Origin of the sequence: Spirosoma sp. KCTC 42546 (assembly GCF_006965485.1) — a bacterium.
Lineage (GTDB): Bacteria > Bacteroidota > Bacteroidia > Cytophagales > Spirosomataceae > Spirosoma.
Genome location: NZ_CP041360.1, coordinates 1,234,267 through 1,259,615 on the forward strand (window position 1 = coordinate 1,234,267; position 25,349 = coordinate 1,259,615).

Annotated in this window: 26 protein-coding genes; 8 read left to right on the plus strand and 18 right to left on the minus strand. The window is 49.8% G+C overall.

The genetic code is table 11. The annotated features are described in order from the left end of the window. Positions 1-43 precede the first annotated feature (43 nt). From EXU85_RS04940 to EXU85_RS04955, 4 genes are all read left to right on the plus strand, one after another. Positions 44-463, plus strand: coding sequence for a hypothetical protein (locus EXU85_RS04940; protein ID WP_142771002.1), 420 nt, complete (start codon positions 44-46; stop codon positions 461-463). Between the two features lie 118 nt (positions 464-581). Continuing rightward, positions 582-1,058, plus strand: a complete 477-nt coding sequence (locus EXU85_RS04945) for a hypothetical protein (RefSeq protein WP_142771003.1) — start codon at positions 582-584, stop codon at positions 1,056-1,058. Between the two features lie 8 nt (positions 1,059-1,066). Continuing rightward, a complete protein-coding gene (locus EXU85_RS04950; protein WP_142771004.1) occupies positions 1,067-1,552 on the plus strand; it encodes a hypothetical protein in 486 nt (161 codons plus the stop codon). A gap of 178 nt (positions 1,553-1,730) precedes the next feature. Then, complete coding sequence (locus EXU85_RS04955) at positions 1,731-2,825, plus strand: alpha/beta fold hydrolase (protein WP_142771005.1); 1,095 nt, start codon at positions 1,731-1,733, stop codon at positions 2,823-2,825. A gap of 1 nt (position 2,826) precedes the next feature. Here EXU85_RS04955 and EXU85_RS04960 read toward each other — a convergent pair whose 3' ends face one another. From EXU85_RS04960 to EXU85_RS04995, 9 genes are all read right to left on the minus strand, one after another. Further along, a complete protein-coding gene (locus EXU85_RS04960) occupies positions 2,827-3,237 on the minus strand; it encodes a type II toxin-antitoxin system VapC family toxin (protein WP_142771006.1) in 411 nt (136 codons plus the stop codon). Continuing rightward, positions 3,237-3,386: a hypothetical protein gene (locus EXU85_RS35270; protein WP_168207744.1), complete on the minus strand. Its 150-nt coding sequence runs from the start codon at positions 3,384-3,386 to the stop codon at positions 3,237-3,239. Before EXU85_RS35270 ends, EXU85_RS04960 begins: the two co-directional genes overlap by 1 nt. Before the next feature lie 82 nt (positions 3,387-3,468). After that, positions 3,469-5,088 (minus strand): amidase, encoded by a 1,620-nt coding sequence (locus EXU85_RS04965; RefSeq protein WP_142771007.1) that lies wholly within the window; start codon positions 5,086-5,088, stop codon positions 3,469-3,471. Between the two features lie 134 nt (positions 5,089-5,222). Beyond that, on the minus strand, positions 5,223-5,447 hold the full coding sequence (locus tag EXU85_RS04970) for a hypothetical protein (RefSeq protein ID WP_142771008.1): 225 nt from the start codon (positions 5,445-5,447) through the stop codon (positions 5,223-5,225). Then, complete coding sequence (locus EXU85_RS04975; RefSeq protein WP_142771009.1) at positions 5,431-6,693, minus strand: ankyrin repeat domain-containing protein; 1,263 nt, start codon at positions 6,691-6,693, stop codon at positions 5,431-5,433. Before EXU85_RS04975 ends, EXU85_RS04970 begins: the two co-directional genes overlap by 17 nt. A gap of 102 nt (positions 6,694-6,795) precedes the next feature. Beyond that, positions 6,796-7,248, minus strand: coding sequence for a hypothetical protein (locus EXU85_RS04980; RefSeq protein WP_142771010.1), 453 nt, complete (start codon positions 7,246-7,248; stop codon positions 6,796-6,798). A 185-nt stretch (positions 7,249-7,433) separates the two neighbouring features. Then, positions 7,434-7,691, minus strand: coding sequence for a hypothetical protein (locus EXU85_RS04985; RefSeq protein WP_142771011.1), 258 nt, complete (start codon positions 7,689-7,691; stop codon positions 7,434-7,436). Positions 7,692-7,982: 291 nt separating this feature from the next. Further along, positions 7,983-9,341 carry an ADP-ribose polymerase gene (locus EXU85_RS04990; RefSeq protein WP_142771012.1) on the minus strand — a complete coding sequence of 453 codons (1,359 nt, stop codon included), beginning with the start codon at positions 9,339-9,341 and terminating at the stop codon, positions 7,983-7,985. A 137-nt stretch (positions 9,342-9,478) separates the two neighbouring features. Beyond that, on the minus strand, positions 9,479-9,874 hold the full coding sequence (locus tag EXU85_RS04995) for a hypothetical protein (RefSeq protein WP_142771013.1): 396 nt from the start codon (positions 9,872-9,874) through the stop codon (positions 9,479-9,481). A gap of 170 nt (positions 9,875-10,044) precedes the next feature. On the opposite strand from EXU85_RS04995, the gene EXU85_RS05000 reads away from it, so the two are divergent. Further along, positions 10,045-11,115, plus strand: coding sequence for a YafY family protein (locus EXU85_RS05000; protein WP_142771014.1), 1,071 nt, complete (start codon positions 10,045-10,047; stop codon positions 11,113-11,115). A gap of 298 nt (positions 11,116-11,413) precedes the next feature. Next, positions 11,414-11,938, plus strand: coding sequence for a YdeI/OmpD-associated family protein (locus EXU85_RS05005; protein ID WP_142771015.1), 525 nt, complete (start codon positions 11,414-11,416; stop codon positions 11,936-11,938). Positions 11,939-12,032: 94 nt separating this feature from the next. On the opposite strand, the gene EXU85_RS05010 is transcribed toward EXU85_RS05005, so the two are convergent. Both EXU85_RS05010 and EXU85_RS05015 read right to left on the minus strand, forming a co-directional pair. After that, positions 12,033-14,522, minus strand: a complete 2,490-nt coding sequence (locus EXU85_RS05010; RefSeq protein ID WP_142771016.1) for a TonB-dependent receptor — start codon at positions 14,520-14,522, stop codon at positions 12,033-12,035. Positions 14,523-14,606: 84 nt separating this feature from the next. Then, positions 14,607-14,975: a hypothetical protein gene (locus EXU85_RS05015; protein WP_142771017.1), complete on the minus strand. Its 369-nt coding sequence runs from the start codon at positions 14,973-14,975 to the stop codon at positions 14,607-14,609. A gap of 190 nt (positions 14,976-15,165) precedes the next feature. Between EXU85_RS05015 and EXU85_RS05020 the strand changes: the two genes are divergently transcribed. Together EXU85_RS05020 and EXU85_RS05025 are read left to right on the plus strand one after the other, a co-directional pair. Further along, entirely contained in the window at positions 15,166-15,888 is a 723-nt protein-coding gene (locus EXU85_RS05020; RefSeq protein WP_142771018.1) for an SDR family oxidoreductase, read from the plus strand. A 246-nt stretch (positions 15,889-16,134) separates the two neighbouring features. Further along, positions 16,135-18,153 carry a hypothetical protein gene (locus EXU85_RS05025; protein ID WP_246859434.1) on the plus strand — a complete coding sequence of 673 codons (2,019 nt, stop codon included), beginning with the start codon at positions 16,135-16,137 and terminating at the stop codon, positions 18,151-18,153. A gap of 38 nt (positions 18,154-18,191) precedes the next feature. Here EXU85_RS05025 and EXU85_RS05030 read toward each other — a convergent pair whose 3' ends face one another. The 7 genes from EXU85_RS05030 to EXU85_RS05060 all read right to left on the minus strand — a co-directional run bounded on the left by EXU85_RS05030 (position 18,192) and on the right by EXU85_RS05060 (position 25,331). Continuing rightward, positions 18,192-20,387: a TonB-dependent receptor domain-containing protein gene (locus tag EXU85_RS05030; RefSeq protein WP_142771019.1), complete on the minus strand. Its 2,196-nt coding sequence runs from the start codon at positions 20,385-20,387 to the stop codon at positions 18,192-18,194. 94 nt (positions 20,388-20,481) lie between these two features. Continuing rightward, a complete protein-coding gene (locus EXU85_RS05035; RefSeq protein WP_142771020.1) occupies positions 20,482-21,288 on the minus strand; it encodes a lipid II flippase family protein in 807 nt (268 codons plus the stop codon). Between the two features lie 3 nt (positions 21,289-21,291). After that, positions 21,292-22,434 carry a nucleotidyltransferase family protein gene (locus tag EXU85_RS05040; protein WP_142771021.1) on the minus strand — a complete coding sequence of 381 codons (1,143 nt, stop codon included), beginning with the start codon at positions 22,432-22,434 and terminating at the stop codon, positions 21,292-21,294. A 6-nt stretch (positions 22,435-22,440) separates the two neighbouring features. Beyond that, on the minus strand, positions 22,441-23,124 hold the full coding sequence (locus tag EXU85_RS05045; protein ID WP_142771022.1) for a glycosyltransferase family A protein: 684 nt from the start codon (positions 23,122-23,124) through the stop codon (positions 22,441-22,443). After that, positions 23,121-23,864: a glycosyltransferase family A protein gene (locus EXU85_RS05050; RefSeq protein WP_142771023.1), complete on the minus strand. Its 744-nt coding sequence runs from the start codon at positions 23,862-23,864 to the stop codon at positions 23,121-23,123. The genes EXU85_RS05045 and EXU85_RS05050 overlap by 4 nt, the downstream gene beginning before the upstream one ends. Further along, positions 23,845-24,906, minus strand: a complete 1,062-nt coding sequence (locus EXU85_RS05055; protein WP_142771024.1) for a hypothetical protein — start codon at positions 24,904-24,906, stop codon at positions 23,845-23,847. The genes EXU85_RS05050 and EXU85_RS05055 overlap by 20 nt, the downstream gene beginning before the upstream one ends. A 5-nt stretch (positions 24,907-24,911) precedes the next feature. Continuing rightward, a complete protein-coding gene (locus EXU85_RS05060; RefSeq protein WP_142771025.1) occupies positions 24,912-25,331 on the minus strand; it encodes a PqqD family protein in 420 nt (139 codons plus the stop codon). Between the last annotated feature and the right edge of the window lie 18 nt (positions 25,332-25,349).

Sequence of the window (25,349 nt, forward strand, 5' to 3'; positions counted from 1 at the left end):
TTTGATTTATTGAGTAGAAACCAGTCCAGAACGCAGACAGCCTATGTTTGATACACTTGATTTCGCACAGGATATTTTGACGCAGGAAATCAACCCGGCTCTGTCTGCTGAAGCTTTGGGCCTGCTGTCGTCAAACCGTCAGCATTTAACGGCCATCGTTGCCTATCAGCATCTTACTGATAATTGGGACGAGGATGGTGCCATTGCCCCTGTACATCAAACGGTGCTGGCAGCTCTCAATCTCGCCTTGTTACTTACTGTAACGGAACAATTGATTTATCACACATCGCCCGGCCCAGTTGGTGAAATTATGATTAATCTCCGCAATGGCGATAAGTCAGCTGAGTTACTAGTTTATCCAAACGGCCGGAACAAGTTAGTGCGTATTGGTCATAGCGAGACTCCTCAACAAGGTCTATTAACGCCGGAGTCGTTGCGGGAAACGTTACAGTGGCTTAACTAATGAGGAGCAACAAACCCGCTTTGTTGACTGTTATAACTATACCGTTTCGTCAACCAGCATAGGTAAAACCAAAACTGGTATTACTTTTGCCTTATAATCTGTGAATTCTCCTTGCCGTATGATACCCTTCGCCCAATCGACTGAACACCAATTAAATGACCAGATGCGGGCATGGTTTGATAGTTTCATGAACCACCTCCAGGTGGATCACATGTCACTCGAAACCAATACAGCTACCACCGAGAAACAAGATTTCTACCAGCGCATGGCAACCGCCAACGCGACGGATTTAGCCTTTACCTCGCGCATTCAAAGCTCGCGGCACTTTCTTGGACAGTTGATCTTAAGCTATATTGATGAACTAAGGCAACGGCATGTGGAACCGCGCCAGCTAGCAATGGATTTTTCGGATGCGAGCGTATTGGTTTGGGCTGAAATTGATGATGATAACGAATTGATGGAAGATCAGCTTCGATTGGCGCAGGCTAAAATTAATGCCCAGTATAGTCAGTATGGCTTTTACTTATCCTCAACTATCGTAGAGCAAAGCGATTGCCTGGCCATTCCTTCTCATTATCAATCCATTCTTAAGTAGGTGTTAGCGTGGCGAGTTTTCAAGATCACATTGCTCAGGCTAACCGAAATTTAGACTTTTTGGAGCAATCAAATAAGTCCATTACTACTTTTTGGGATTGGCAGGTAACAGCAGCTTTCTATGTTGGCGTTCACCTGATCAATGCACATCTGGCTCAGAAATCGGGTCTAAGCTTTCGATCTCACCAGCAGGTTGATGAGGCCATAAATCCATTCAATCAGCTGTCCATAACACGTTTGTCGGAAACGAATTATCTGGCATACGATAAGTTACAGGGATTGGCTCGTCGTGCTCGCTATTTATGTAACGAAGACCGACTAAATAAAGCAACAACCGTTCACTTCACCTACGATAAGCACTTCGCCCGTGCTGTGCGTAATTTGGATACGCTAATTAGTTTTATGGAGAGTGAATACGGTGTCACATTAAAGAAGATTTCAGTTAAGTGTATTGAACTGAAAAAAGGAAGCCTACAGAATATCGCTATTGCTTAATTCTATTGAGCTTACATAGCCACTCTTATCACCTGCGGCTGATTTATTGGTAACCCTCTCACTACGTAGCGCTCCATAACGGCCAGATTGATTTCTGCTGCTGAAGTTTCTACAACATCGTAGAAGGATACGCGTGGATTGGCGTTATTTTTGACTTAACCCCCTAGTCCATTCGACGATGAAAAACATAGTCCTGCTGCTGTTAGTAACCCAATCGGTATGTGCTCAGTCGACAAAACCCGATAATCGGAAGGAGTTTGTTATCGACAACTTCCAAACCGAAACCGGGGTTACGCTACCCAAAGCGCGTATTATTTATGGCACCTATGGGCAGCTGAATCAGGCGCGTGATAATGCCATTCTCCTCCCATCGCACTACATGGCTACGTATCGGGGCTATGAGTGGCTGATCGGCCCCGGCAAGGCGCTGGATACGACCAAATACTTCCTGGTGGCTACCGAACTATTCGGGAATGGACGCTCCTCCTCGCCCAGTAATACGGCTGAACCCTTTCACGGCCCCCGATTTCCGATCCTGACGATTCGGGATAATGTGAAGGCCGTCCATCAATTACTGACCAATCAGTTAAAGATATCGCACCTGACTGCCATTGTGGGTTTCTCAATGGGTGCCCAGCAAGCGTTCCAGTGGGCAGTGAGTTATCCCAGTTTTGCCAATCGTATTGTCGCGACGTCGGGAACGGCAAAAACCTATCCGCATGGTGTGGTTCGTCTGGAAGGCCAGATCGCTGCACTGACCGCCGATGAGGCTTTTAAAAATGGCGATTACACAAGTCCGCCCACCAAAGGGCTTCAGGCATTCGCTGTTGTCTGGACTGGGTGGCTCTACTCGCAGGAGTGGTGGCGACGGGAGTTATGGCGTGCCCGTGCCAAGCCCGGCACCACGTTTGAACAAGTGCTCGAAAACTACCGAACGCACTTCATTGAGGGAGCAGATGCCAATGATCTGATCCTGCAAATGCGTACCTGGGAGCGGCATGATGTGGGAGCAACCGAGGGATTTACGGGAAATGTCGAATCGGCGCTACGATCCATTCAGGTGCCGATCTTGTATATGCCCTCCGCCACCGACTTATATTTCCCGCTGGGCGATGCCCAATATGAAGCGGCCTTTATACCGGGTGTGCAATTACTGCCGATTCCGTCCTTGTGGGGCCATACGGCGGGTGCTGCCAGTAACCCCGCCGATGCTACCTTTCTCAATGAACACATCCGCAATTTTCTCTTCGATAATGCACCGACATCCCGATAGCCTAAATCGTATTCTCTACCAACTGGAGACCTTGAATCCGATAGTAAGGAAAGTTACGGTCTGCGCTGATCATAATCAGTTTTTCAGCGATCGCCTGGCAGATTAGTAGATGGTCAAACGGGTCTTTATGATTGGCAGGCGTTTCTAAAGTGTAGAGTTGCTTCAGGTGTTTTGGCTTAACTGTCAATAGGCGAATGCCAAGCTCATCCTGCAATTCAAAGAGCAGTAAATCAATATCAGCAGGTAATGTTAATTTTCCCGTTTTCGCCTTTAGAATCATTTCTCGGACACTCTCTGTGCTAAAGAAGAACTCATTGGTTTCGTCAGCGAGAATGACTTTACTAGTAGAACTGAGTTTAGGATTATCGGTAAGAAGCCAGATAAGAATATGAGTATCCAATAAATACTTCATCAATCAGGGATGGTCTTTTTTAGGTCTTCATCCCAACAACCATCCTTTTCCACAATGATGCTTTTGTATTTACCCAAAGCCGCTTTTAAATTCGATTTGGGCTTTTTATCTGACGAGGTTTTGCTGGGTTTCGTTGCAGTTTTCATCATGATATACGTTCGATGTGCTAAGATAACGGTTTAAGATTATATCTGGTTGCGTTGCCCAAGAGAGCCTGGATATCTATAAAGGTTAGCTATTCGGAATCAACGATCCCACAAACCCCGGCCGCTCCCGCTTCTTGGATGCCTGCTCATACGCATAGCCCATTGCCAGTAACGGGCCTTCCTGATACGCTCCGGCGATGAGCGAAAAGCCGACGGGTAATCCATGAACGGTACCCATCGGGATGGTCAGGTGGGGGTAGCCAGCCATAGCGGCTGGTGGGCAGAAGTAAAAACCGGTGTCGTAGTCGCCGTTGATCAGGTCGATGCAACCCGCAAAACCGATGCTTGTGCCGCCAATGGCATCGAGTTTGTTGGCCGCCATGAGTTTGTCAATCCGTTGACGCCAGCTTCGTGTTTTGGCGAGCGCTTCGGTGTATTCTTTGCTCGATAGATCCCCTTTCGCTTCACTGCTTTCCAGCGTTTCCTGCTTAAAGAAAGGCATGGCTTTGGCCGGGTTTTTCTGATTAAAGGCGATCACGTCAGCAAGGGTCTTGACGGAGGCATTGGCTTTGGACAGGTACCGATTTACACCATCTTTGAACTCATATTGCAGTACGGTAAATTCGGCACTGCCCGTTTCCTGAAGCTCCTTCATCAACTCCACTTCCACGATGGTAGCGCCCTGTTTTTTCAGTACCTCAATCGCTTCTTGGTACAAACCAACAACGCCTTCATGCCCTTTCAGGAACGATTTCTCAATTCCAATGCGCTTGCCCGATAAACTGGCTGTTTTTAAAAATTGCGTGTAGTCCGTCACACTCTTGCCACGGCTTTCGCCGGTAACGGCATCGTCTGGGTCGACACCTACCAGCGCACCCAGCAAAATGGCGGCATCGGTTACAGTTCGGGCCATTGGTCCGGCGGTATCCTGCGTTTTCGAGATGGGAATTATGCCACTGCGGCTAACCAGACCAACCGTCGGCTTTAGACCGACGAGGCCGCAATGAGAGGATGGGGCAATGATGGAACCGTCCGTTTCGGTACCCACGGCCACCGCGCACAGATTAGCCGATGCCGCCGAGCCGGAACCTGAACTGGAGCCGCTCGGATTTCGATCCAGTACGTAGGGGTTTCGGGTTTGACCACCCCGGCTACTCCAGCCACTGCTGGATCGGGTTGATCGGAAGTTAGCCCACTCGCTCAGGTTGGTTTTACCTAGTATGACCGCGCCAGCCTTCCGCAACTGGGCAACAACAAAGGCATCTTTGGTCGCTTTGTGGCCTTCCAGGGCTAACGAACCGGCGGTGGTCATCATCTGGTCGCCGGTGTCGATGTTATCCTTGATAAGTACCGGAATGCCGTGCATTGGACCCCGAAGTTTCCCATCTTTTCGCTCCTGATCCATTGATTTGGCTATCGTCAGCGCGTCGGGGTTGAGTTCAATGACGGCATTCAGGCGAGGCCCTTTTTTGTCGATGGCCTGAATCCGGTCCAGATAGAGCTGGGTAATAGTTTCGGCCGTGTATTCTCCCGACTGCATTTTCTGTTGTAGCTCATTGATGGTTAGTTCGTTGAGTGCAAACTCATCAACAAACGGAGCGGAATCGGTTTCCGGACTTTCTGATTTGGGTGTTGAGCAGCCTGCCAACGCAGATGCCGAGACAGAAAGGACTGAACTGGCTTTAACAAAACTCCGTCTGTTCATAAAGAGAGGGAAAATGGTTGTCTGGCTGAAGCGCACAAATTAGCATATTTGCACGACAAATTTTTTTGACAGGATTTACAGGATGAACAGGATTTTTATAGATAGCGCTAATCCTGTTCATCCTGTAAATCCTGTCAAAGAAAACACTTCACCGAAACCGTAACACCTGCTTCATGAACCGACACACCACCGATCGGGCTAGGGGCTGGTAGGTCCAGCAGACCAGGCTGGATTGGTAAATCAATGAGCCGAGTAGATTCAGGTGGAGCCAATAGAGATGGCGACACACTATAACGCCCTGTTGTATCATTCGGATCGGTTTCTGTAATGTCCAGCAAGGCATCATGATGTTGCTCCATAGTGCCGAAGTATGTCCTCAATACGGTCTCTTTGGGTGGGCAACAAGCTTGCCTGATGCGCTAACCAGTGCAACGTTTCTGGTTCAATGGCAGCCCCCGCCTTTAGTAATAGCTCGATGATGGGCGCGTAGTCAAGCCCGGAATTTCCAGTAGCGACGCACCACAGCGCTTGCCCTAACGCGGTTCCGCCATAAACGTTTCGGACGTCGAGTGCGGCATTTCGTTCCAGAAGCCACTTCACCAGGGGGAGTTGGCCGCCTAGTACGGCACAGTGCAAACCAGTTTGGCCATCCTTGCCCTGTGCATTCGGGTCAACGCCCCGACTTACTAGGAAATCGACAACGTCGATGTGGCCGTAGGTGCAGGCGTAGAAAAAGGCGGTTTCTAACTGAGCCGCTGGCTCGTCAGGTAGTCCCCAAGTCGTATCAGACTCGTTGGTTTTGACATGACCCTCTTCGGTAAAGAAACTCTGAACCAGTTTGAGCCGCCCTAATCCGGCGGCAGCAACGACACTGTCTACACGCGCCCCATTTCGTCTGAGTAGTTCGGCGGCTTCGGGGCATCCGTTGGCCAGGGCTGCCATCAACGGTGGCCATCCGGTTGGTGTGCAATCAATGTTGGCACCGTAATTCAGCAGCGTGTCAATCAATGGAATTTGTACGCCAGCCCGCTTTGGGTGGATGCTGGTAGCCACTAAGCCTAGCGTTGTGCCTTTGCCGTACGTGTCGGCGAGGGCATCGACTTCGGCACCCGCTTTGAGTAATAGTCGGGCTATGTCAACGACATTATCGGGCGATTTCTGGCGATAGTTCTCAACGCCATTCGCGCCGACGTAATGAAGAAGCATAGCCCGATGCACCCGCATTGAACGCATTCGAATCAGGTTTGGATTGGCGATTAGCAGGGAGTCAAGCATGGCTATATTGCCCGTAACAACCGCATCTACTGCCGATTCGAATTGCCAGACCGCTGAATTGGCCAGCGTTGCTTTCTCGACATAACTTGTCAGCTTGTCCCAATTTTCAAATCCATACACGCGGGCAATGAGTTGCTGAGCATCGGTCAGCAGGCATTCTGTGTCCTGACTGGTTAATTCTGGCCAGTGTCGGAAATTCAGGTCGTTTTCTTGTATCTGTTGAATCTGCTGAGGGCCTTCTGATTGATAATTCGTGAGAAGCTCGTCAGCTTGTTTTTCGTACTGGGCAAGGGGGGCGTCGAATGGTAAAGGTTGTATAGGTGGTGGCATATGCGCGACTGAGTAGGAAGGTTAGCTTAGCGTGATAAAGTAGAAAAACTCGCAGGAGTGATTACCCCCACGAGTTCATGATGTACGCAACTTGCGTTGTGTTTAGGCCAGCGCCCTGGAAAACAAACCTACCCGCTCCCGGAGCAGATAGCTGCTGATATCGGTGCGGAGGTTACCGTTGAGGGTAAAGGCCCGCAACTCGGGCGACAGGTTGGCGTATTTGTCCAGCGCCTTGAACCAGGCGCTCCGATCCAAGTAAGGGGCTAACAAGATACGCGCCTGGCTCAGGGCACGGTGCTGGCGTGGCGACCAGATAGGGCGCTGCCGATAAATGTATCCCTGACCATTCAGCAGATCGGGCAGCGATTGTGGCGGTGCCATAGGAACCAACTCGGCCAGCAGGTACAAGCCTAATTCAACGTTTAACAATCGATTCGCCACCATTCCCGGTAATGCATGCCGAAACCGAATTCGGGTAGCCAGCGGCTCCTGCCAGCGCAACAGACTGGCAAGGGCCGGGCGGGCAACAGGAGCGGTGGTGAGGAGCGTGTTCATTTGTATGTTTGTTTATTGTTCTATACAAATATCACCCTACTAGAACGTAATCTTTTTACGTTGTTCTTTATTTTTGATATTATTTTTCGAATAGAACGCTGATTTTTATGATGGTTATGATAAATATGATTTTTAGCTGAATCATAACCTTATCATATTGATCATAAAAATCAGTGTTCTATTGGTTAATTATTGATTGGCAGCGGAAGCGCTGTCTTTGGAAAGGAATAAATCCGGTGCTTTCCGTTGTCTTTAACGGCCCAGCTTTCCCAGAAACAAATCACCAGAAGCCATTGCGACACATCGTCCTGCCGGGCTTCGTAGCCGCGTCGGCGTAGTGACTTTTTGACGTCCAGCGTCGTGGTGCTGCCATTCGCCAGAATGAGTGCCGTGGCAATAAATCGAATCGCCAACGGGTCCAGTTTTTTACGTTGTGTCTCCATCTTATAACTGGTTAAAAATTACTTCTTTACAAGTCTGAAAATACCCCCAGCCCCCTGAAGGGGGCTAGGCCCGTATTTGAGATAAGCCCCCTTATTGATTTGTATTAATTAACCGCCTAAATAAAACTTGTCCTTTTTGGGCTTTCAAAACCCCCACCCCCCTGAAGGGGGCTTTTCTCCCCAGCGAACTAAGCCCCCTTCAGGGGGGTGGGGGTTTTGAAGACTAGCCAAACGGCGGTTAATTTCTTCAAGTCAATCAGGGGGTTGGGGGTATTTGGGCCGTCAATTTTATTACGATTTGATTCTGACGATGTACCGAACCGTACATTGCGCCTGGTTGTAAACAATAAATTCGTTCTTTTGCAGACTAACTCCCTGACGGGCAAACACCGAATCGTAGCGCGTATCCAGTTGCTTTAGCGCTTCACCGTTCAGGCGCATGTGATGCGGTTCGTGTTGGGCCAGCTCCAGTTGCTCACCAACGTGTACTTCATAAATAGCCAGATAAGCTTCGCTCTGCCGACCATTGGCCCAGACCGAACCATTCAGCGAGGTGTAGTTAAGCGATTTGCTGAACTGGTCGGCGAAATAGATCCCATAACCGAACATTTTGCCCGTAATAACCGCGTTGGCTGGACGTAGCACCAGGCCATCTTTCAGGATCGATAGCCAGTTTTCGCTACGGCTTCCGTGCCAGAGAGCCAGCGTTTTACGGTTTGTCTGTTTGCTTACATAGGCGTTAAAAGCAGCATCGGTAGCGGCATGACGCACACTGAAAGCCGCGTCGAATTTGTTGGCATCATCACCCATCATTTTCTTGATGAGTTTTAGGACGTGGTTGTCTGTTTCAGGCTCGATAACCAGATTCATGCTTTCGAGCAACGTTGGCGGTGCCTGATTTGATGCTCTCGGTGCGGGAGCCAGTTCAACCTGACCGCGCATGACGTCGAGGGTAGATTGCTCGTCGGCGAGGTGATCGCGGAGGGGTTGCAGATCATCGGCTGATTGGGGCGTTTCGCCTGCCAGATGCTGGCCTACGTGGGCCATCCGACGCGGAATTACTTTAAATAGCTCAAGTAGTTTGGTGTTGTACGCACCCGTATCCATGCCCACTTTTAATTGCGCAGCCAGATCGTCGAGCAATTGCTGGGCTGATTCGACCTGTTTGCGCGTAACCTGCTGGGCCGTAACGACATAGTTTTGAAAAATAGACAGATTAGCCAATTCCAACAACCGACTCATCAGGCTACGCACCGTTGGTTCGGCAATAGTGCTGGCGTCTGTAGCGGGTGCCGATTCAGCAAAAAGGTGCGTCTGGTTGGTATAGCCTTTCGACGTTTTTTCGCGGAGTTTTTGATTCCATTGCGCTATTGGATGGGTGGCCTTATTGCGAAAGCCACCCACCCGACCGTAGAAAACGTCGAATGTACCGTTCTCATTTTCACGCATTTCATAGTATTTGTTGTTGTTTTCAGCCGTCACCATAATCAGCTTCACCGTCCGAAGATTCGGGTTGGGTGAATCGGCTGGTGACGGCTTGTCCTGTTCAGCAGAGGAAAGGGCCAGTGTAGTTGGGTGCGGACGAACTGTGGTATCGATAACGGATGGAGCAGAACGATTCCATACCCGTTGTAGCAACTGGTTGAGCATACGAATAGTCAGATAGGGTTTTATTGATTGTCATTAGTAGTCATTGGCGGGGCGTCATTCGTTGTCAGTACTGGTTATTAATTGCTTAGGCAACCAATGACCATTCATGGCAATCAATGACCACCAATGACTATGAATCAAGCCAGCATTTTGCGTAAGACACCGAGCCGGTTGCGGGAGAAACCGACGGTTTTTTCGGAAAAATGACTGCAATCAGGACTAAGGTCATACGCTAACCGATGGCCGGGCGCAGAGGCATAGGCGGCTAGCAGATCCTGCCAGTGAAGATTATAGGCAAAGTGAGACAGCAATAGTCGTCCCCGGTTCAGGTATTTTTTCTGTTTGGGTGTCAGGTCAGACCAACTCGTATCGTCGGGCCGGAGTAGATCGGGTAGCGCCGTTGCCGGAGCGTCGGGGTGTAGTTGCTGAAGCAAAAACAGACCCAGTTCAAGGTCAACTAATTGCCGGGTCGAAAGCGACGGGCGGGGCGTGTAAGCCGGGGTATTTGTGCGAGGACGTGAGGTATGAGTCATGATAAGTCTAAGTAATTGTCCGATTCAAAAGTATAACCCTCAAAACGTAATCTATTTACGGCCTTCTTTTTTTGTTAAAATTATTTTTCTCTTCTTTGTCATCGCTAATCGTATCTGTTGTACGTGTGTATATATTTCATGTGCAATATATAATATAAATATAGTATTCCATGCCAATCACGCGTTCTGCCTTTCAACGGTATCGACTTATTGATGAAATTATCAGCCGATACCCACGCCGATACTCCAAGCAGAAACTCTTTGAACTGTGTCAGGACAAGTGTGGAATTCGGTCTATTTCATCGCTCGAAAAAGACATTCAGCGAATGCGTGAGGATCACGATGCGCCTATTGAATACGACAAACGGGCCAACGGCTATTATTACAGCAATCCACAGTTCAGGCTCCTGAACTTAATGCTGACTCCCGACGACATGGAAGCGTTGGAACAGGCGCGGGAAGTATTGGCCGCTACGCAGGGGGCATCGGTAGCCGACGAACTGGATAACGCCCTGCAACGTGTGCGGCAGAGTCTCGACATTATTCGGGAGGTAAAAACCGATGCGCCTACGCGACGGGTGGTGTATGTCGAGGAGAAAATTCTGGGAGGTAATCGCCAGTACGTTCCTGTGTTAATTCGGGCGGTGAACCAGAACCGGCAGGTGGCGTTTCGCTACCTCAAGCACGAGGATGCCGTGTCGATGAATGGTAGTATGGCCGTACGAAAAGCCAAAGCCCGGACCGTTGACCCAAGCCTAATAACACCTGAACGACCCAAGCTGCGTATTCTGCACCCGATTTTATTGCGGGAAGTGGCGGATAGCTGGTACGTCATTGGTTATGATGCGGCCAGTGGTGGCGAACGAACCTTCGCCCTCGATCGTATGAGCGAACTCGAACTGCTGGACGATCCCTGCGACGTACCACCCGCCATCTTGACCAACGTGAGTGAGTTATTCGAGCACATCTTCGGTATAACCGATAGCCACGGCCCGGTCGAAGAGATTGTGCTATCGTTCAGCCCGTTGTTTGGTCGCTATGTAACGACGAAACCCATTCACCAAACGCAGGAAGTCTTGAGCGACACAGACACCGAGTGCGTCATACGCCTTCGACTGGCACCCAACCGCGATCTGCTCATGCACCTCCGCAGCTACGGCGAACACCTGACGGTATTGAAACCGGCTAGCCTAGTGCAGGAGATGAAAACGTCGTTAGAAGCAACGCTGGCGCGGTATTAGGGGTGTATTTCAGTGATGGCGGTTATAAGTAACCGACACCACAGCGTATCTGAACGTTAGCTGACAAATAATGTATGCCCTCATTTACAACGACCCTACCGTTCACCATTCTCGCTTGGCTACGCCGAGTGATTTAACGGCCTCTGGCCGGAGTAACACGTCAAAAACGGGCCAGAGGCCCTTTAATAACCCTCACTCGGCGTAGCCAAGCGAGAACGTGAGAATCGCAACGGCGAACCGTCCTAAAATGTTGGTTATAAGTAACTGCCATCACTGCACCCCGATTAAAGAATAGTCTATGCCCACATTTACAACAATCCTTCAAAAGTTTGGCGAGAAAGGTGATAAAACCCGGTGGACGTACATCGAAATTCCACTTGCCATCAGCGACGAGCTGAAACCCGGTCAGAAAAAGGCGTTTCGGGTGAAGGGTACGCTGGATAATCACCCGATCAAACTCGTGTCCCTGTTGCCGATGGGGCGCTCCCTGAATCCGGACGGCGGCTTTATGATGCCTATTAACGCGGGTATGCGCCGTGGGATGGGCAAAGAAGAAGAGGGAACACAAATCACGGTTACCCTTGAGCTGGACACGGACCCCTTGCCGCAATCTGCCGACCTGCTCGACTGCCTGGAGGATGACCCGGCCGCATTGGCCCATTTCCGGAAACTAAGCCCGAGTCACCAGAATTACTTCAGCAACTGGATTGAAGACGCCAAAACGATCGAAACCAAAACCAAACGACTGACGCAGGCCGTCACGGGCTTGTCTATGGGCATGGATTTTGGTCAGATGATCCGGCACTCTAAGAAGAAGGAGTAATGGGTTTGAAGATTGAGGTCTGAAGTCTGAAGTTGCTGACGCATCAATAGTCCGTCAACCAACTTCAGACTTCAGACCTCGAACTTCAAACTCATCAATTAAACGGCAGAATCAACTTCAAACAAACATTCCGGCCCACGCCGAACATACCCAGGTGCCCATTGGGCGACTGCGTGAAATACTCGAAATACTTCAACCGGCTCAGGTTCGATTGGTAGGCTACATCGAACAGATTATTAACCTGGAACACCACGTGCCAGGTGGGCTTGTTCTGGCTCACGCGAATCGACGCATCTGCACCGGCATTGACCAGCGTATACGCCCCGGTAGCGGTTTCAGTATTGTTCAGACCCAGGTAGCGGTCTTGCCGGGCGTTGTAATCGACATCGGCTTTGATCGTAACGTCCGTCAGCCATTTAGACTTGGTCGGAAGCAGTTGACTCACGCCCGTCGAAATGCGCAGGGGGGGGATAAACGGCAGATATTGGCCCTGAACACCCGCATCCGTGAACCGTTGTCCCCGATTATAACCATACACGACAGCTATGCTATTGTCGAACGTAAAGCCCCGCCAGGTGGTTGGGTGCAGACTAAACTGCGTTTCGAACCCGTAAAGCTGGGCAGACGCTTGTTGGTACTGATAGGTTTTGTTGCCCTGAACAATGATAATCGGCTCGCCTTTCTCATCGACCAGTTGCGAGAGCGAGATATAATTCTGAATGAAATTATTGAACACGCTTACGCCAAAGTTGACATCGGGAAACGTAGCTGTCAGGCCAATGTCTTCCTGCAAACTGAACTCGGGATTGAAATTGCGATTCCCGATATACACGATGTGCGCACCGGGATCAAGCCCGTTAGAGGCAATTTCGGTGATACTCGGTGCCCGATAACCTCGGGCAATATTGGCTTTGAGGGCCAGTTTTTCTGAGAATTCGTAAGTCGCTCCCAGACTCATCGAAATACCCGTAAACGACTGGTGAAGGGCGGGGAATTGTAAGGTTGCTCCGGCGGTATCGGGCAGAGTCGCGTGTTGCTCGAAGCCCGTTCGTGGATTGGTTCGGATGTAAAAATCATCACCCGTCAATCGCCGACGGTCGTAGCGTAAACCTCCGCTCAGGGTTAGTTTTTCGGCCTGCCATTTCAGGAAAACGAATGTGCCCACATCGAAGAGATTATAATCCGGGATGGGGAAAGCGGTACCGTTTTTATTTTTATTGGACTGATACATCCCATTGACACCCACCGTTGTTGCCAGCTTGCCAATGTTGGGCAGGTTGTACCGCAGCCCATAATTAAAAGTGTTCAGGCGAACGAATAAACCGGCCTGATCGGGCTGCGTAGGGTGATTGTATTCCCGACGGACGTTTTGCTGAAAGGCCAGCAGTATATCGATCTCGCCGTTGCCAATCTGGTAGTGGTTGTTGGTATGGAGTCGATAGTGCTGAATGTGCTGATGGAGCGGGCTAAGCGTATACGATGTCAACTCACTGGCGGGCACGATCGGTCGATTTCGAATGTCGTCCAGCTCCGCTTCGGCAACCTGTTTGGTAAACTGGCGGGTTAGCGAATCACGGCTTCCGTCAGGAATTCCCTGCAAATTGTCATATAACGAAGCGCCAAAACGGGAGTAGCCCTGATGACCAGAGTACCCAAGCATGGCTGTTAACGTCCGCTCCGAAAACCCCGTATTATAAACCCGCCCGTCAATCTTGTTCTTGTAGTTGGTAGCGGCTCGTATAGAACCTCGCAAATTCCACGCCCAGCGCGACCCACCCGATGCCAGACTAAGCGACTCGCCCAGTAGCCTATTATTCGACTGGTATTCGGTTACAAAGCCGACCTTGAGCTTGCCTTCGGTATCTTTTGGATAATTCGGCATCATGCTGACTACGCCCGCCAGGGCATCGGAACCATACATCAAACTGGCCGGACCTTTGATTACTTCGGCCCGGTTGATGTTGTAATTATCGACCTCAACGCCGTGTTCATCGCCCCACTGCTGCCCTTCCTGCCGAACACCATCATAGAGAGTCAGCACGCGGTTGTAGCCAAGACCGCGGATGAAGGGTTTGGAAATATTAGGACCCGTTTTAACCGCGTTCAGACCTGGTGCGTTCTTTACCAGTACGTCAATGATATTGCTACTGCTTGAACTCTCGATGGATCGTGCAGAAATAGCCAGAATGGCTACGGGGTTCTGGCGCAGGAGGGTACCCCGCGTTACCCCCGTGACAACAACCTCGTTAAGGGCGTTTACAACGGGGAGTAAAACTGCGTTGTACTGGTCTGTTTTAGCGCTAACCTCAAGTGTATCGGATTTGTAGCCGACGCAGGAAATAATCAGCTCATGGGCTAACGTATCTGCTTTGATGGACAGAGAAAACTGCCCTCGGGCGTCGGTAATGGCCCCTTTATTCTGGCCAATCAGGCTTATGTTGCCAAATGGAATGGGTTTGTGGCTATCGGCATCGGTCACCGATCCACGGATTAGTCGGGTGGGAGATGGCTGCGCATACAGCAACCCTTCGCTTAGTCCAAGGCCATGCAGCCCGAGACTAATCAGCAGGAAAAAATTCTTCATTCAGGATGAAATCGTTTGGTGGAGTACTCCAGGAAATACAGCACAAGGCATCGACCCGGAGACCGATGTGTGCCAATCAGGAAATTACCAAACGACGGGTGGACCCCGGTGAGAGAAGCAGCGAAATCGGAAATGAGACTGAAAGGAGCGGTTCCTGAACAGGAAAACCGACTGCAAACGCTCCCGCAGCAGAAATAGAAATGCAAAAAAACTACCAACAACAACGGGTAGGTTAGCTGCCAGATCGAGCAGCAGAATTTCCTGAGCTGTGTGGTTATTGGGGAGAATCGGGCCTTTCCCAAAAGGCCAGTAGGGGTGGGCGTGAACAATTAGTTTGCCACTCGGCAAGCGGTGCGCATGGCGAAACACCACACCGTTGAGCCACATAGCCAGAAACAGGCCAAGCAGCAAACGGGCTACGCGCAACCGATGTATGTGGAGCAAACCGATCATTAACTCGCGGGAATCACTCTATCAAAGCTGTACCAAAGATACGCAGGCGTTCTATAATTGGTTTTAGACTCGTCTAAAAAATATTATCCATTGATTAAATGGCCTGTTTACGATAAAGCCTGTAAGCCCACAGAAAACTTCTTTGTGAACTTTGCGCTATCCTTTGCGACCTTTGCGTTTAAAAAATCCTATGACCGTAGAAAACAAAACCATCATTATTTCCGGTGCCTCACGAGGTATTGGTCGGGCAACCGCCTTGCTGTTAGCCGAACACGGCGCCAACGTAGTCGTAACGGCCCGCAACGCCGAAGAGCTACAACAACTCGAAAAACAAGCCGCTGAAGGCCATACGCGCGGTAAAATTGTAGCCGTACCCGGCGACGTTACCAGCGAATCGGACATGGAAGCCGTAGTAAAAACCGCGCTCGATCAGTTCAAACACATCGATGTGGTAATCAACAACGCGGGTTACGGCATCTTCAAAAACGTAGACGAAATCAGCGTCAGTGAATGGGACGATCTAATGGCGACCAACGTAAAAGGCACCTTCATTCTAACCAAAGCCGCTTTGCCAAGCCTGAAAGCACAGGGTTTGGGCCACATTGTGGTAGTCGCATCGGACGTAGCGAAGCGCACGTTTGCGGGTGGGTCGCTGTATACCGCCAGCAAGTATGCGCAGGAAGCGTTCACTGGTGCGTTGCGGAAGGAAGTCCGGTCGTTTGGCATCAAAGTAACGGGCGTGTATTCTGGTCTGGTAGACTCAAATTTCCACGCGAAAGGCCATCGCGAGGATTCACGAGGCAGTTGGCTCCAAAACGAAGACATGGCCGAGTCGATGCTGTTCATCGTCAGCCGCCCAGCTCATGTGGTCATTGATGAATTCATGGTACATCCGTTGTCGCAGGAGTATTAATTTGGGGAGAAAAGGAGGAGGGAGGAACGGGAGAAGGCAGGGAAGGCAGGGAAGGCTGGCGCGGGTATTTACCCGTGCCTTCTCATGTAGCCAGTATTCACTGGCGTTTCGGCTAGCTATGTAGGCGTCAGCAAACGCTGACTATATGAAAAGGCACAGGTAAATACCCGCGCCAGAACGCGTACTTTGAAATACGAGATGAAATCATCGTACGATGATTTCATCTTAAGATAATTTTATCTTTAAATGAAGTCCACTCTTCTTGCATCTCTGTTCGCCCTTTCCAGTTTTCAGCTACTTGCGCAGTCGAACGTAAAGTCTAACTCAAAACGGTATTTCGGCCTGCATTTTGATTTTCATGCAGTTGCGACAGACTCATTAATAGGCCGAAACCTGTCTGAAAAAAGCCTTGATTCATTGCTCACAGCCGTTAAACCTGATTTTATTCAGATAGATTGCAAGGGGCATCCGGGTGTGTCGAGTTACCCGTCTAAGGTGGCGAATGCAACGGTGGCTCCGCATATCGTCAATGACCCATTAGCATTCTATCGGTCCGTTACGCGAAAACACAGTGTGGACTTGTACCTGCATTATTCCGGCGTGTACGACGATGCTATCCTGGCGAAACACCCGAACTGGGCGGTTCAAAAAGCAGATGGCAGTATCAACGCATCGAAAACCTCCGTGCATGGTCCCTACGTTGATTCGCTGCTGATTCCGCAATTGAACGAACTGGCTGATTATGGTGCCGATGGCGTTTGGGTTGATGGAGAGTGCTGGGCAACGGTGCTGGATTACTCGCCAACGGCACTGGCGAAGTTTCGGGCCGAGACGGGTATTCAAACTGTGCCGCGTTCAGAGAAAGACGCGGGCTTTGGCGCATTTAAAGCCTTCGCTCGTCGGTCGTTTATTCAGTACATGGGGCATTATGTTGATGCCGTTCACCGCCACCGACCCGCCTTCCGAATTGCGTCGAACTGGGCCTATTCGTCCATGATGCCGGAACCCATCAACACCAATGTCGACTTTCTGTCGGGCGATCTGACGCCCAGTAATAGTGTGAACTCGGCGGCACTGGAAGGGCGAATTATGGCTGCCCAAGGCCAGCTTTACCGCAAACCCTGGGATTTGATGTCGTGGAGTTTCTGGTATGAATTCAGCCCGGTGCACCGACAGGGTGATCAGAAATCGGCGGTTCACCTGATGCAGGAAGCGGCCGAAATTATTTCGCTCGGGGGCGGATTTCAGGCGTACTACCAACAGAGTCACGATGCGTCTATTGGGTTACGCGAACTGCCGGTTATGGCCGGGTTAAGTCGATTTGTGCGAGATAGACAACCGTTCTGCGAGGGCAGTGTACCGGTGCCACAAATCGCCGTTCTCTATGCAAATTCGACGGTTAGCGCATTTAATCAGTCGCTGTTTGGCAACGGGCAAACGCAGCGGATTGGCGGGGTACTGACCGCTCTTTTAGATGCCCAGTTGCCCGTCGAGGTACTGTCGGAACAGCACCTTCGGGGCCGATTGAATCAGTATCCCGTTATCGTCGTATCGCAGCAGGACTCCCTCGATCCGGCATTTCGTCAGGAGCTTCTCGACTATGCTAAACAGGGTGGCCATTTGCTACTTGTGGGTGCCCAAACTACCCGATCGTTTGCGCACGAACTAGGTGTTGCACCCGCAGAAAAATTGGCGACTGGCCCTAAATGGGTACTGCATAACGGCGCATCGGTGGTGTTGACCGGTCCATTCCAGCCCGTTCGTATTACGGGTAAAGACACAAAACCCGTCGATCAATTCCTTAAATCGGAGGCCGACGGACCAGCACCGGGGGTAATTTCGACAGAAACGTCAGTTGGTCAGGGTCGATTAACGGCTGTGTATGCCGACCTGAGCCTCGATTATCAGAAACATCAATCGGCCAAACTGCGTGACTTTATCGCATTCTTAACTCGGTCATTACTACCGAAGCCGGTGGTCGAGGTAAGTGGTTCGCATCTTGTGCATGTTGTCCTGAATCGACAACAAAATCGACTGGCGGTAAACCTGATCAATACGGGTGGTCGCCACGCCGATTCGCAGGTCTTTACCTACGACGACGTTCCCGCGCTGACTAACCTGACTGTTCGGCTTCGTACCGATAAAAAGCCAAAGCGTATCGTGCAGCAACCCGAGAATCGAAATTTGCCGATTCGCTATGCAAATGGCATTGCGACTGTAACAGTACCGCAATTGGCATTGCACTCGGTGCTGGTGGTGGAGTGAAGATGTATGATGTAGGATACATCCTATATCATACATCTCTATAACGTGTATTTCAACGCTACGTTCACAATCCGGCCTTCGAGCGGTGCCCAGATGGGTCGGAAGGTAGGCTGTACCGTTGGGTTGGTACCGAGTACGACAGTTTCGTAGTTCGCCTGTTTGATGTTGAACATATTTTCGGCGTTTGCGACCAGGCGCCAGTGGTCGTTGTAATGGTATTCGGCGGCTCCGGCAAAGAACCAGTAATTCGCTACTTTCTGGTTGTTATAAAGGTATTGCGTGCCGACGTAGCTGGTTTCGATACCAAACCGGAAATGGTCGTTTTCCCAGGCTACGGTCGTAGAGAATTTGTCCTGTGGTGCCAGTGGTAAATACGTATTATCGGTTGGCCCGTCGCGCCGGGCGAGGGTGTGATTGTAGCCGAAATACAGTTCGTAAGCCTTGTATTCTAACCGAACGTAGGTGTCGGTTCCCAGGCTTAGAATGTTGTAAGGCGCGTTGATCAGTTGTGTATAAGCGCCCAGATTACTCGATGTGCTGGCAAAGGCCGATACCACCGGCGAATTGACGTAGGTGTAATACAACGCCTGATCGACCTGAACAGAAAAGCCACTTTCGAACGATTTGGCATACGCAATATCGATGTTGGCCCCAACGGACTTTTCCGCTTTCACTGTGTTCACATCAATGGGTAGCAAACGTGGAAAAATCAGGCTGACGTTTAACGCACCGGGCGTTTGGTTTACGAATAAATTGGGCGTTTTATAACCCGTTCCAACGCTCAAACGTACGGTCCAGGGTTCGGCAGGTTTCAGCTTAACCGACAGCCGCGGCAACAGGAAACTGCCAAACGTATTATGGTGATCCAGACGTAACCCAGCCTGTATGGCTACCTTTTCGCCCACTTGCCAATCATCCTGTACAAACCCACCGATGGTTTGGTAGGTATAATCGACAAGGCGAGTGCTATCTGGGTTCTTGCGGAACGCTTCAACAGTCAGGTTAGCGCCAACAATAAGCTTATGCTTCCCGAATTGGGCAATATCATTGCCTTCCAGGTAAATCGACGACTGCCGTCCATCCGATAGTTTCTGGTAATCGGTATTCTGCCGATGGAACGTACTGACGGCTCCTTTCAGCGTCAGCGTATTTTGTTCCGACGTACTATGACTCGCATCAAAATCAACGGTGTGGCGTTGTAGGTCGGTGATGTTCTGGTAGCCGTTCGGTTGAGCGCCTTCCAGAACAGGTAGGTAGCCACCTTCCCGGTGTTCCTTGATGAAGGCGTAGCCAAGGTTAAGTTTTGTCCGATCGGATGGAGTATAGAAAAACTTGGGATGGAAATTAAACTGCTTAATCTGCGGACTATCCGTAAACCCATCACCCGTTACATCAACAGCCTGTTGATTTGTATAGCCTGTAAACAGCGTCAAGCCCGTTTTTCCGTAGCGCTGCGAATAATAGGCATTGAGATTCGTTTCTTTCAGATTCGACCGGTTGAGCAGGGCCGTAAATTCGGGTTTCTCGGAGGTGGGTGATTTAGAGACGATGTTGATCATACCCCCAATTGCCCCTCCACCGTAGAGCGTTGATACAGAGCCTTTAAAAACTTCGATCTGCTTCAGGTCGAGGGGTGGAATCTGCAGGACGCCAAGATTTCCCGAAAATCCTTCGTAAAGGGGCAGACCATCCCGTAAAATCTGCGTGTATTTGGGGTCAAGTCCCTGCATTCGAATGGCCTGATTACCATTAACGGCCGATGTTCGCTGAACGTGAATGATCGAAATGTCGCCCAGAATACTACTCACGTTTCCGGGCACTACCGCGCTTTCCTCATCCATGTCTTCCTGCCCCAGTACTTCCACTTTAATGGGTAAATCCTCGATGCGGGAGTTGGTGCGTGTTCCTGTTACAGTCACTTCGTCGATGGCTTCAACGACCGCTTTCAGCCGAAACACAAGCGTATCGGTCCCAACCGGTATCGAAAATTGTTCTGTTTCATAACCCACAGCGCTCACGGTTAGGTTTTTAACATCGGCGGGTAAGTTGGTCATACGGGCAATGCCTGTAACGTCCGTAACGGCACCAATCACTGACTTCGTAAGGGTACGAACCGTAGCGGCACTAACGGGTTCATGAGTTAGGCTGTCTTCGACCCGAACAATACGGCTGGTCTGGCCGAAAGCTGGCGCAATGGCCACTATGAATAGCGTAAAAAGAAGGATGACTTTCATCAATTGCAGAATTTATCGGCAAGTACGTGATGAAATTTGAAGAGAATTTGAAGAACGGCGTTAAAGTCCAGACAGAAAACGTCTTTGGTAGACGTTATCCATACAGGTTTTCAGCAACCCAAATAATTAGATAGGCGAATGGGGCCAGTAAAAACTGAGCTAGAATTGTGCCTAATACTCGGGCGAACAAAATCAGGATAATATAGCGCCGGAAATAGCCTTCACTGTATCGACCGGCTCCTACCTCATCAGCAAGCAGGGCGATAGTCGGATCAATAAAAAGTACGAGCATAAGCGTCGCAATTCCATTAATTAGTCCCGACATCGACGCGGCTGTTGAGCGTAGGCTTGGATTCAGATAGCCAGCATAAAGTGTTGCCAACACACTTATTGTGATAATAGCGTTGGCCAGTACATTGAGTACAAAAATAGAAAAAGGTACATTTCTATTTTTGCTAACAGTCTGCCAGTTAGCCTGATCAGGCCATTTCAAATACATTGGAATAGAGTGCATGACTCGGGGCGAAACGCTTCGAACGATCAACTTTCCGATCGAACGGTGATGGTAGTAGCTATCGACCGCTCGAGTCATAAGGCGCTGAAACGAGGGGAAAAATACCCCAGCCACTAGTGTAGCGAGTGTAGCAAAGCCAATAATCCACCGAAAATCTGCGATTTCATCAAAACGGCCCGCCCGAATATTTGTTTCAACAGTTTTGGCCAGTAATGGAGCCTGTAAGGTGTTTGCTAAGCGCGATACGAGCACCATAACATTGAAGAGTGCGAAGGAGACGGCCCAACGCAACGTTCGTAGGCCAACAATCCGCACACCGAGAGACAGGCTCGCTATTAGATGAATGACAAACGTAAGCAATGCCACCAGGGCAATCTGAGTACTCATCAATTAATAGGGTAAATCACGTTTGGGCCAGTCGAGCCGGAACCGTATCTGATCATACATCCAGTGACTTATTGGAGGAACAGGTTTCCCTTTTCTAAATAACTGATAGGCCAACTGATTTCTCTTTAAGCCGCGAATCACTTTGCTAACCAGATTCGATGATTTTTTTCGCACTAAAGTAAAGTACGACTTTTCAACGCTGCTCAGCGGCATCTTTTCTAATCGCTCATGCACATCAGCAGGCAAAGCCAGCTGAAATTCAGCCTGTAATAGGCGCAGCGATTGCCGAATTGGATAGGTAAGCTGAAACCATTCTGCCATATCCAGCAATGCATGCCAGTTGATCGTACTATCGGGTTTTGTATAAATGACATAACTATCGGCTATCCAGCGTATAGGGGGTGGTAAACTTGTATTCCAGCCAAACCCGTGAACGAAATTGTGAAATAACTGATGGGTTGGCGACAGCGTATTTGTGAACAGGCTGTTCGTTAGAGCTAGTGGCTGTTTTGATGCCCAGAATAAGGTATCTGCTCCCATGTAAGCGTGCTGAGATAAAACATTCCAGTGTAAATCAACATCGACTTTTCGAGTATCCCACAAATGCATGGCATGGTGTAGATGGCGGTATGTATACTCGAACTTGCTTGATTGTAGATCAAGAGGAGCTGCCAGCAGCGCTTGTAAAGCCTGATCTGCCTCGGTAGTTGGTACTAACACGTCCAGGTCATACATCAGCCGAACACCCATATCCTTGTAATACAGGAGTGAAAGCGGTATTCCCTTCAGCACAATCGTATCAATTTTGGCCTGATGCAATGTATTAATCACCTGCTTCATTTTCTCCAAAAAACGCTGGTTGGTCATCCAGGTGTACCGGTAAATACCTCGCAGGTGCGGAATCAGTGGATCACCGGACTTCTCCAGATTGCGGTACACTAGAGGCATCAACCGTTGCGAATCGCCATCGAGTGGGTCGAAAATACTGGGTAGCAGGTTCTCATGGGTGGCTATGGATTGGTCCAGCCGTCGGGCTTTTTTCCAGAGTTGCCAGCAAGAAAGTGCTTCGTTTGCTGGAAATAGGGCCGCTTTTAGTAAAAGAACCTGTTCGGGATGGATGTCGAATTGGGTAAAGCTGCGGGTCATAAGGAATTAGTGAATGGTGCGTCGATCAAGAGCGGCTTTCAAAATATGGGCAAACTCTTTCTGGTATTGTACCTGCGAGGCCAGGCCATTACGATGTAGGCGCCGGAGGGCTACTGTGCTGGGGAGCATATGGTATTGTAGGCCAGCTTCTTTAGCACGAATAAACCAGTCAATAAAGTCACCGGTATGGTAGGCCGTATTGAACCGACCTGTTTTGTCAAACACCGACCGCCGGATCATCATTGTTTGCTTTAACCAGCCGGGTTGTGGTTGTGGCGGGCAGCTAATGCCAGCCTGCACATCAGCTGGTAAGTCGGGACTGATAAATTGCCGGACATGCCCAAAACAAGCATCGACTGCAGGCTGACTTTGTAAATAAGCGATCTGCTGACGCAGCTTATCCGGAACCCAGACATCGTCGGCGTCCAGAAATGTAACCAGATCGCCCGAGGCCAGATCTATCGCTTCATTTAAGGTATACGCAACGCCCCGGTTTTCGCGCGTGTGTAATTGTATCAGAGAATTTTGGGCATAGGACGCTAGTTTTTCAAGCGATAGATCGGTTGACCCATCGTTGATCACAATGATTTCATCGGCTTGACGAGTCTGTGCCAGAACAGACTCGATACATTCCACAACGTAGGGTGCCGCATTATACACCGGAATTACAACACTGATGGATAAACTCATTGGGTATCGGAATTTGGCGATTGTCGGAAATCAGCGAATTTGGGCAGGGTACGAACTCCCGCATCACTACGTCGTCTGTCGAGCGAGTATTTAATTGCTTTCAGTAGTGTGCTTTTAACAAGGTCCTGATCGCGGGTGTAATTGGTATCATGATGGCGATAGAGCAGCATAACATCGTCTGTTGTTTGAATGTGTACACCCTGTTCTTTGGCCCGGTTATACCAATCCAGGTCTTCCCCAATTTTTAGCTCTTCGTTGAATAAGCCAATTCGGTGAAATACGTCAGTACGGAAGAGCCCTGCACCTAACAGAATATTCCAGACCGTTTGCGTTTGATCCGGGAAATGAAACCGTTCGGGATTGGAGCCATCCAGAAATACATACCGGGTTTTTCCAAATACGACTTCCAGCGATGGATCGGCCTCAAAAAGAGCTAGTTGGCGTGTTAATTTATAGGCCGGAAATAAGTCATCATTATCCAGAAACGTGACAAACTGCCCCCTGACGAAAGAAAAGGCGTTGTTACGGGCAGCAGCTGGTCCCTGGTTTTCCTGGCGATAGTATCGTACTACGGGTCCGAATGACTGCACAATAGCTGCTGACTGATCGGTTGAACCGTCGTCTACGCAAATGATTTCAACAGACTCGATTCCCTGATTCAGGACACTGGCAATTGCCTCCGCCACGAAACGCTCGGCATTATAAACTGGCATAATAACGCTAACGAGTGGCTGGTTCATGAGTTGACAGGGATTGTAACGTATTGAGAATTTGTTCCGGAATCTGGGCCAGATCAGTACCTGTCTCTAGCCAGAAAAGCGGCAGCTTGTGAACCAGTTGACTCATTTTCTGGAAGGTACGCTGATCGGCACGCAGGAGAGCAAGGGTGGAGGGGGCCAGCGCTTTAAGGGCTTCGGCGGGCGTTGCTGATCGAATTGTAGTGGTTGTCGTGCCCGAGAAACGAGGGAGCATAATGGCTTTCAGCGGAAAACCCGCCGTGACAGCCTCCGGATAGTGTTGATGCAGATAGACCTGAAATTTCTGATCCAATGCTGCATCTGGATTAGCTACCAGTGGCTGAAAATGTGGGAAACGATGCAGGTTATCCACATTAAGCTTGGCAACATTGTACAAACTGTGTACAAACAAGGCCTCCAGGTCAATCATCACAAAATCATCACCAGCGTAGTGAAGAGCTGTGTTGACACAGGCCAGTGTACTGGTCGATTTCCCGGCACCACCGGCACCTGTCAGCAAAACCCCACCGGATACTGTGCCAACCGCCCCTGCGTGAACCAGCACATACCGACTCGTACGTTCATGCCATTTGTGCAGTACATAACGAAACGGAAAACTTCGTTCCCACTCGGGCAATGTTGTCAAGTCGGTTCCCCACACAATGGCGATCTGTTCTGCATATGCTACCCAGGTAAATACGCCGGTATCCTGCTGGAAATAACCCGCGTAGCCATCCGTTAAGCCGTGAATCGTTCCATGCCCATCTGCCTGCTGCCAGTCCCAGCAGGGAGGGGGCAACATGATGGTCGACGTTTTATAGTCTATGACAAAAACGGTCAGATCTGCCGGGCTGGAAGGGATTTCCCGATGAGCAATGGCATTGGTGAAAAAATCAGCATGATTTGTTCCGATAAAAGCCACGTTTAGTGTTGTGCTTCCAAAATGGAATGAGCGGGCAGCGGGTTGCTGTCGATTTGACAAACAACGATCCAGAAGCTGTTGCGTAAACGCCTGAGCAGTTGGGAGGGCCGCTAGAGTTTGCATGGCTGTTATTTCTTAATGGGCCATCCTTCAACTGGGCTAACATCGTGGATTGGGTCAAGGGCCAGCAAATCAGCCATATCGGTATAAACCTCTAGAGTAGGGGGCGTAAACGGTTGTGGGTTCAGGGATATTGATGGGCTGTTAACGTTAACAGGGATGCCCTCAAGAATTAAGCCTTCTGCTTCGAGTTGGTTCAGGAAATGGCTAATGGGCTGGCGGAGCGTTTCGGTATCAACTCCATATATACTAGTCAGATGAGCGAGTAGGGCTTCTGGTGAAAGACCCGATTCGAGCCCTTGCCAAACATGAAAGGAAGAATCGCGGAGGCTATAATAATGTCCCCGGCTCATGTTGACAATAATTACCTCGTTATCGAAATTTTCACTAACAATAGCAGGAGATACGATGTATTGGTTGACTATCATAACAAGTCGATATAGTAG

Coding starts and splice junctions, on each gene's coding strand:
- EXU85_RS35270 (WP_168207744.1), bottom strand. CDS start 3,386: ATGATGAAAACTGCAACGAAACCCAGCAAAACCTCGTCAGATAAAAAG.
- EXU85_RS04985 (WP_142771011.1), bottom strand. CDS start 7,691: ATGGAGACACAACGTAAAAAACTGGACCCGTTGGCGATTCGATTTATT.
- EXU85_RS04990 (WP_142771012.1), bottom strand. CDS start 9,341: ATGCTCAACCAGTTGCTACAACGGGTATGGAATCGTTCTGCTCCATCC.
- EXU85_RS05000 (WP_142771014.1), top strand. CDS start 10,045: ATGCCAATCACGCGTTCTGCCTTTCAACGGTATCGACTTATTGATGAA.
- EXU85_RS05035 (WP_142771020.1), bottom strand. CDS start 21,288: ATGAGTACTCAGATTGCCCTGGTGGCATTGCTTACGTTTGTCATTCAT.
- EXU85_RS04970 (WP_142771008.1), bottom strand. CDS start 5,447: ATGGAGCAACATCATGATGCCTTGCTGGACATTACAGAAACCGATCCG.
- EXU85_RS04955 (WP_142771005.1), top strand. CDS start 1,731: ATGAAAAACATAGTCCTGCTGCTGTTAGTAACCCAATCGGTATGTGCT.
- EXU85_RS05010 (WP_142771016.1), bottom strand. CDS start 14,522: ATGAAGAATTTTTTCCTGCTGATTAGTCTCGGGCTGCATGGCCTTGGA.
- EXU85_RS05025 (WP_246859434.1), top strand. CDS start 16,135: ATGAAGTCCACTCTTCTTGCATCTCTGTTCGCCCTTTCCAGTTTTCAG.
- EXU85_RS04995 (WP_142771013.1), bottom strand. CDS start 9,874: ATGACTCATACCTCACGTCCTCGCACAAATACCCCGGCTTACACGCCC.
- EXU85_RS04945 (WP_142771003.1), top strand. CDS start 582: ATGATACCCTTCGCCCAATCGACTGAACACCAATTAAATGACCAGATG.
- EXU85_RS05030 (WP_142771019.1), bottom strand. CDS start 20,387: ATGAAAGTCATCCTTCTTTTTACGCTATTCATAGTGGCCATTGCGCCA.
- EXU85_RS04960 (WP_142771006.1), bottom strand. CDS start 3,237: ATGAAGTATTTATTGGATACTCATATTCTTATCTGGCTTCTTACCGAT.
- EXU85_RS05055 (WP_142771024.1), bottom strand. CDS start 24,906: ATGCAAACTCTAGCGGCCCTCCCAACTGCTCAGGCGTTTACGCAACAG.
- EXU85_RS05005 (WP_142771015.1), top strand. CDS start 11,414: ATGCCCACATTTACAACAATCCTTCAAAAGTTTGGCGAGAAAGGTGAT.
- EXU85_RS05015 (WP_142771017.1), bottom strand. CDS start 14,975: ATGATCGGTTTGCTCCACATACATCGGTTGCGCGTAGCCCGTTTGCTG.
- EXU85_RS05050 (WP_142771023.1), bottom strand. CDS start 23,864: ATGAACCAGCCACTCGTTAGCGTTATTATGCCAGTTTATAATGCCGAG.
- EXU85_RS04975 (WP_142771009.1), bottom strand. CDS start 6,693: ATGCCACCACCTATACAACCTTTACCATTCGACGCCCCCCTTGCCCAG.
- EXU85_RS05045 (WP_142771022.1), bottom strand. CDS start 23,124: ATGAGTTTATCCATCAGTGTTGTAATTCCGGTGTATAATGCGGCACCC.
- EXU85_RS04965 (WP_142771007.1), bottom strand. CDS start 5,088: ATGAACAGACGGAGTTTTGTTAAAGCCAGTTCAGTCCTTTCTGTCTCG.
- EXU85_RS04940 (WP_142771002.1), top strand. CDS start 44: ATGTTTGATACACTTGATTTCGCACAGGATATTTTGACGCAGGAAATC.
- EXU85_RS05060 (WP_142771025.1), bottom strand. CDS start 25,331: ATGATAGTCAACCAATACATCGTATCTCCTGCTATTGTTAGTGAAAAT.
- EXU85_RS05040 (WP_142771021.1), bottom strand. CDS start 22,434: ATGACCCGCAGCTTTACCCAATTCGACATCCATCCCGAACAGGTTCTT.
- EXU85_RS05020 (WP_142771018.1), top strand. CDS start 15,166: ATGACCGTAGAAAACAAAACCATCATTATTTCCGGTGCCTCACGAGGT.
- EXU85_RS04980 (WP_142771010.1), bottom strand. CDS start 7,248: ATGAACACGCTCCTCACCACCGCTCCTGTTGCCCGCCCGGCCCTTGCC.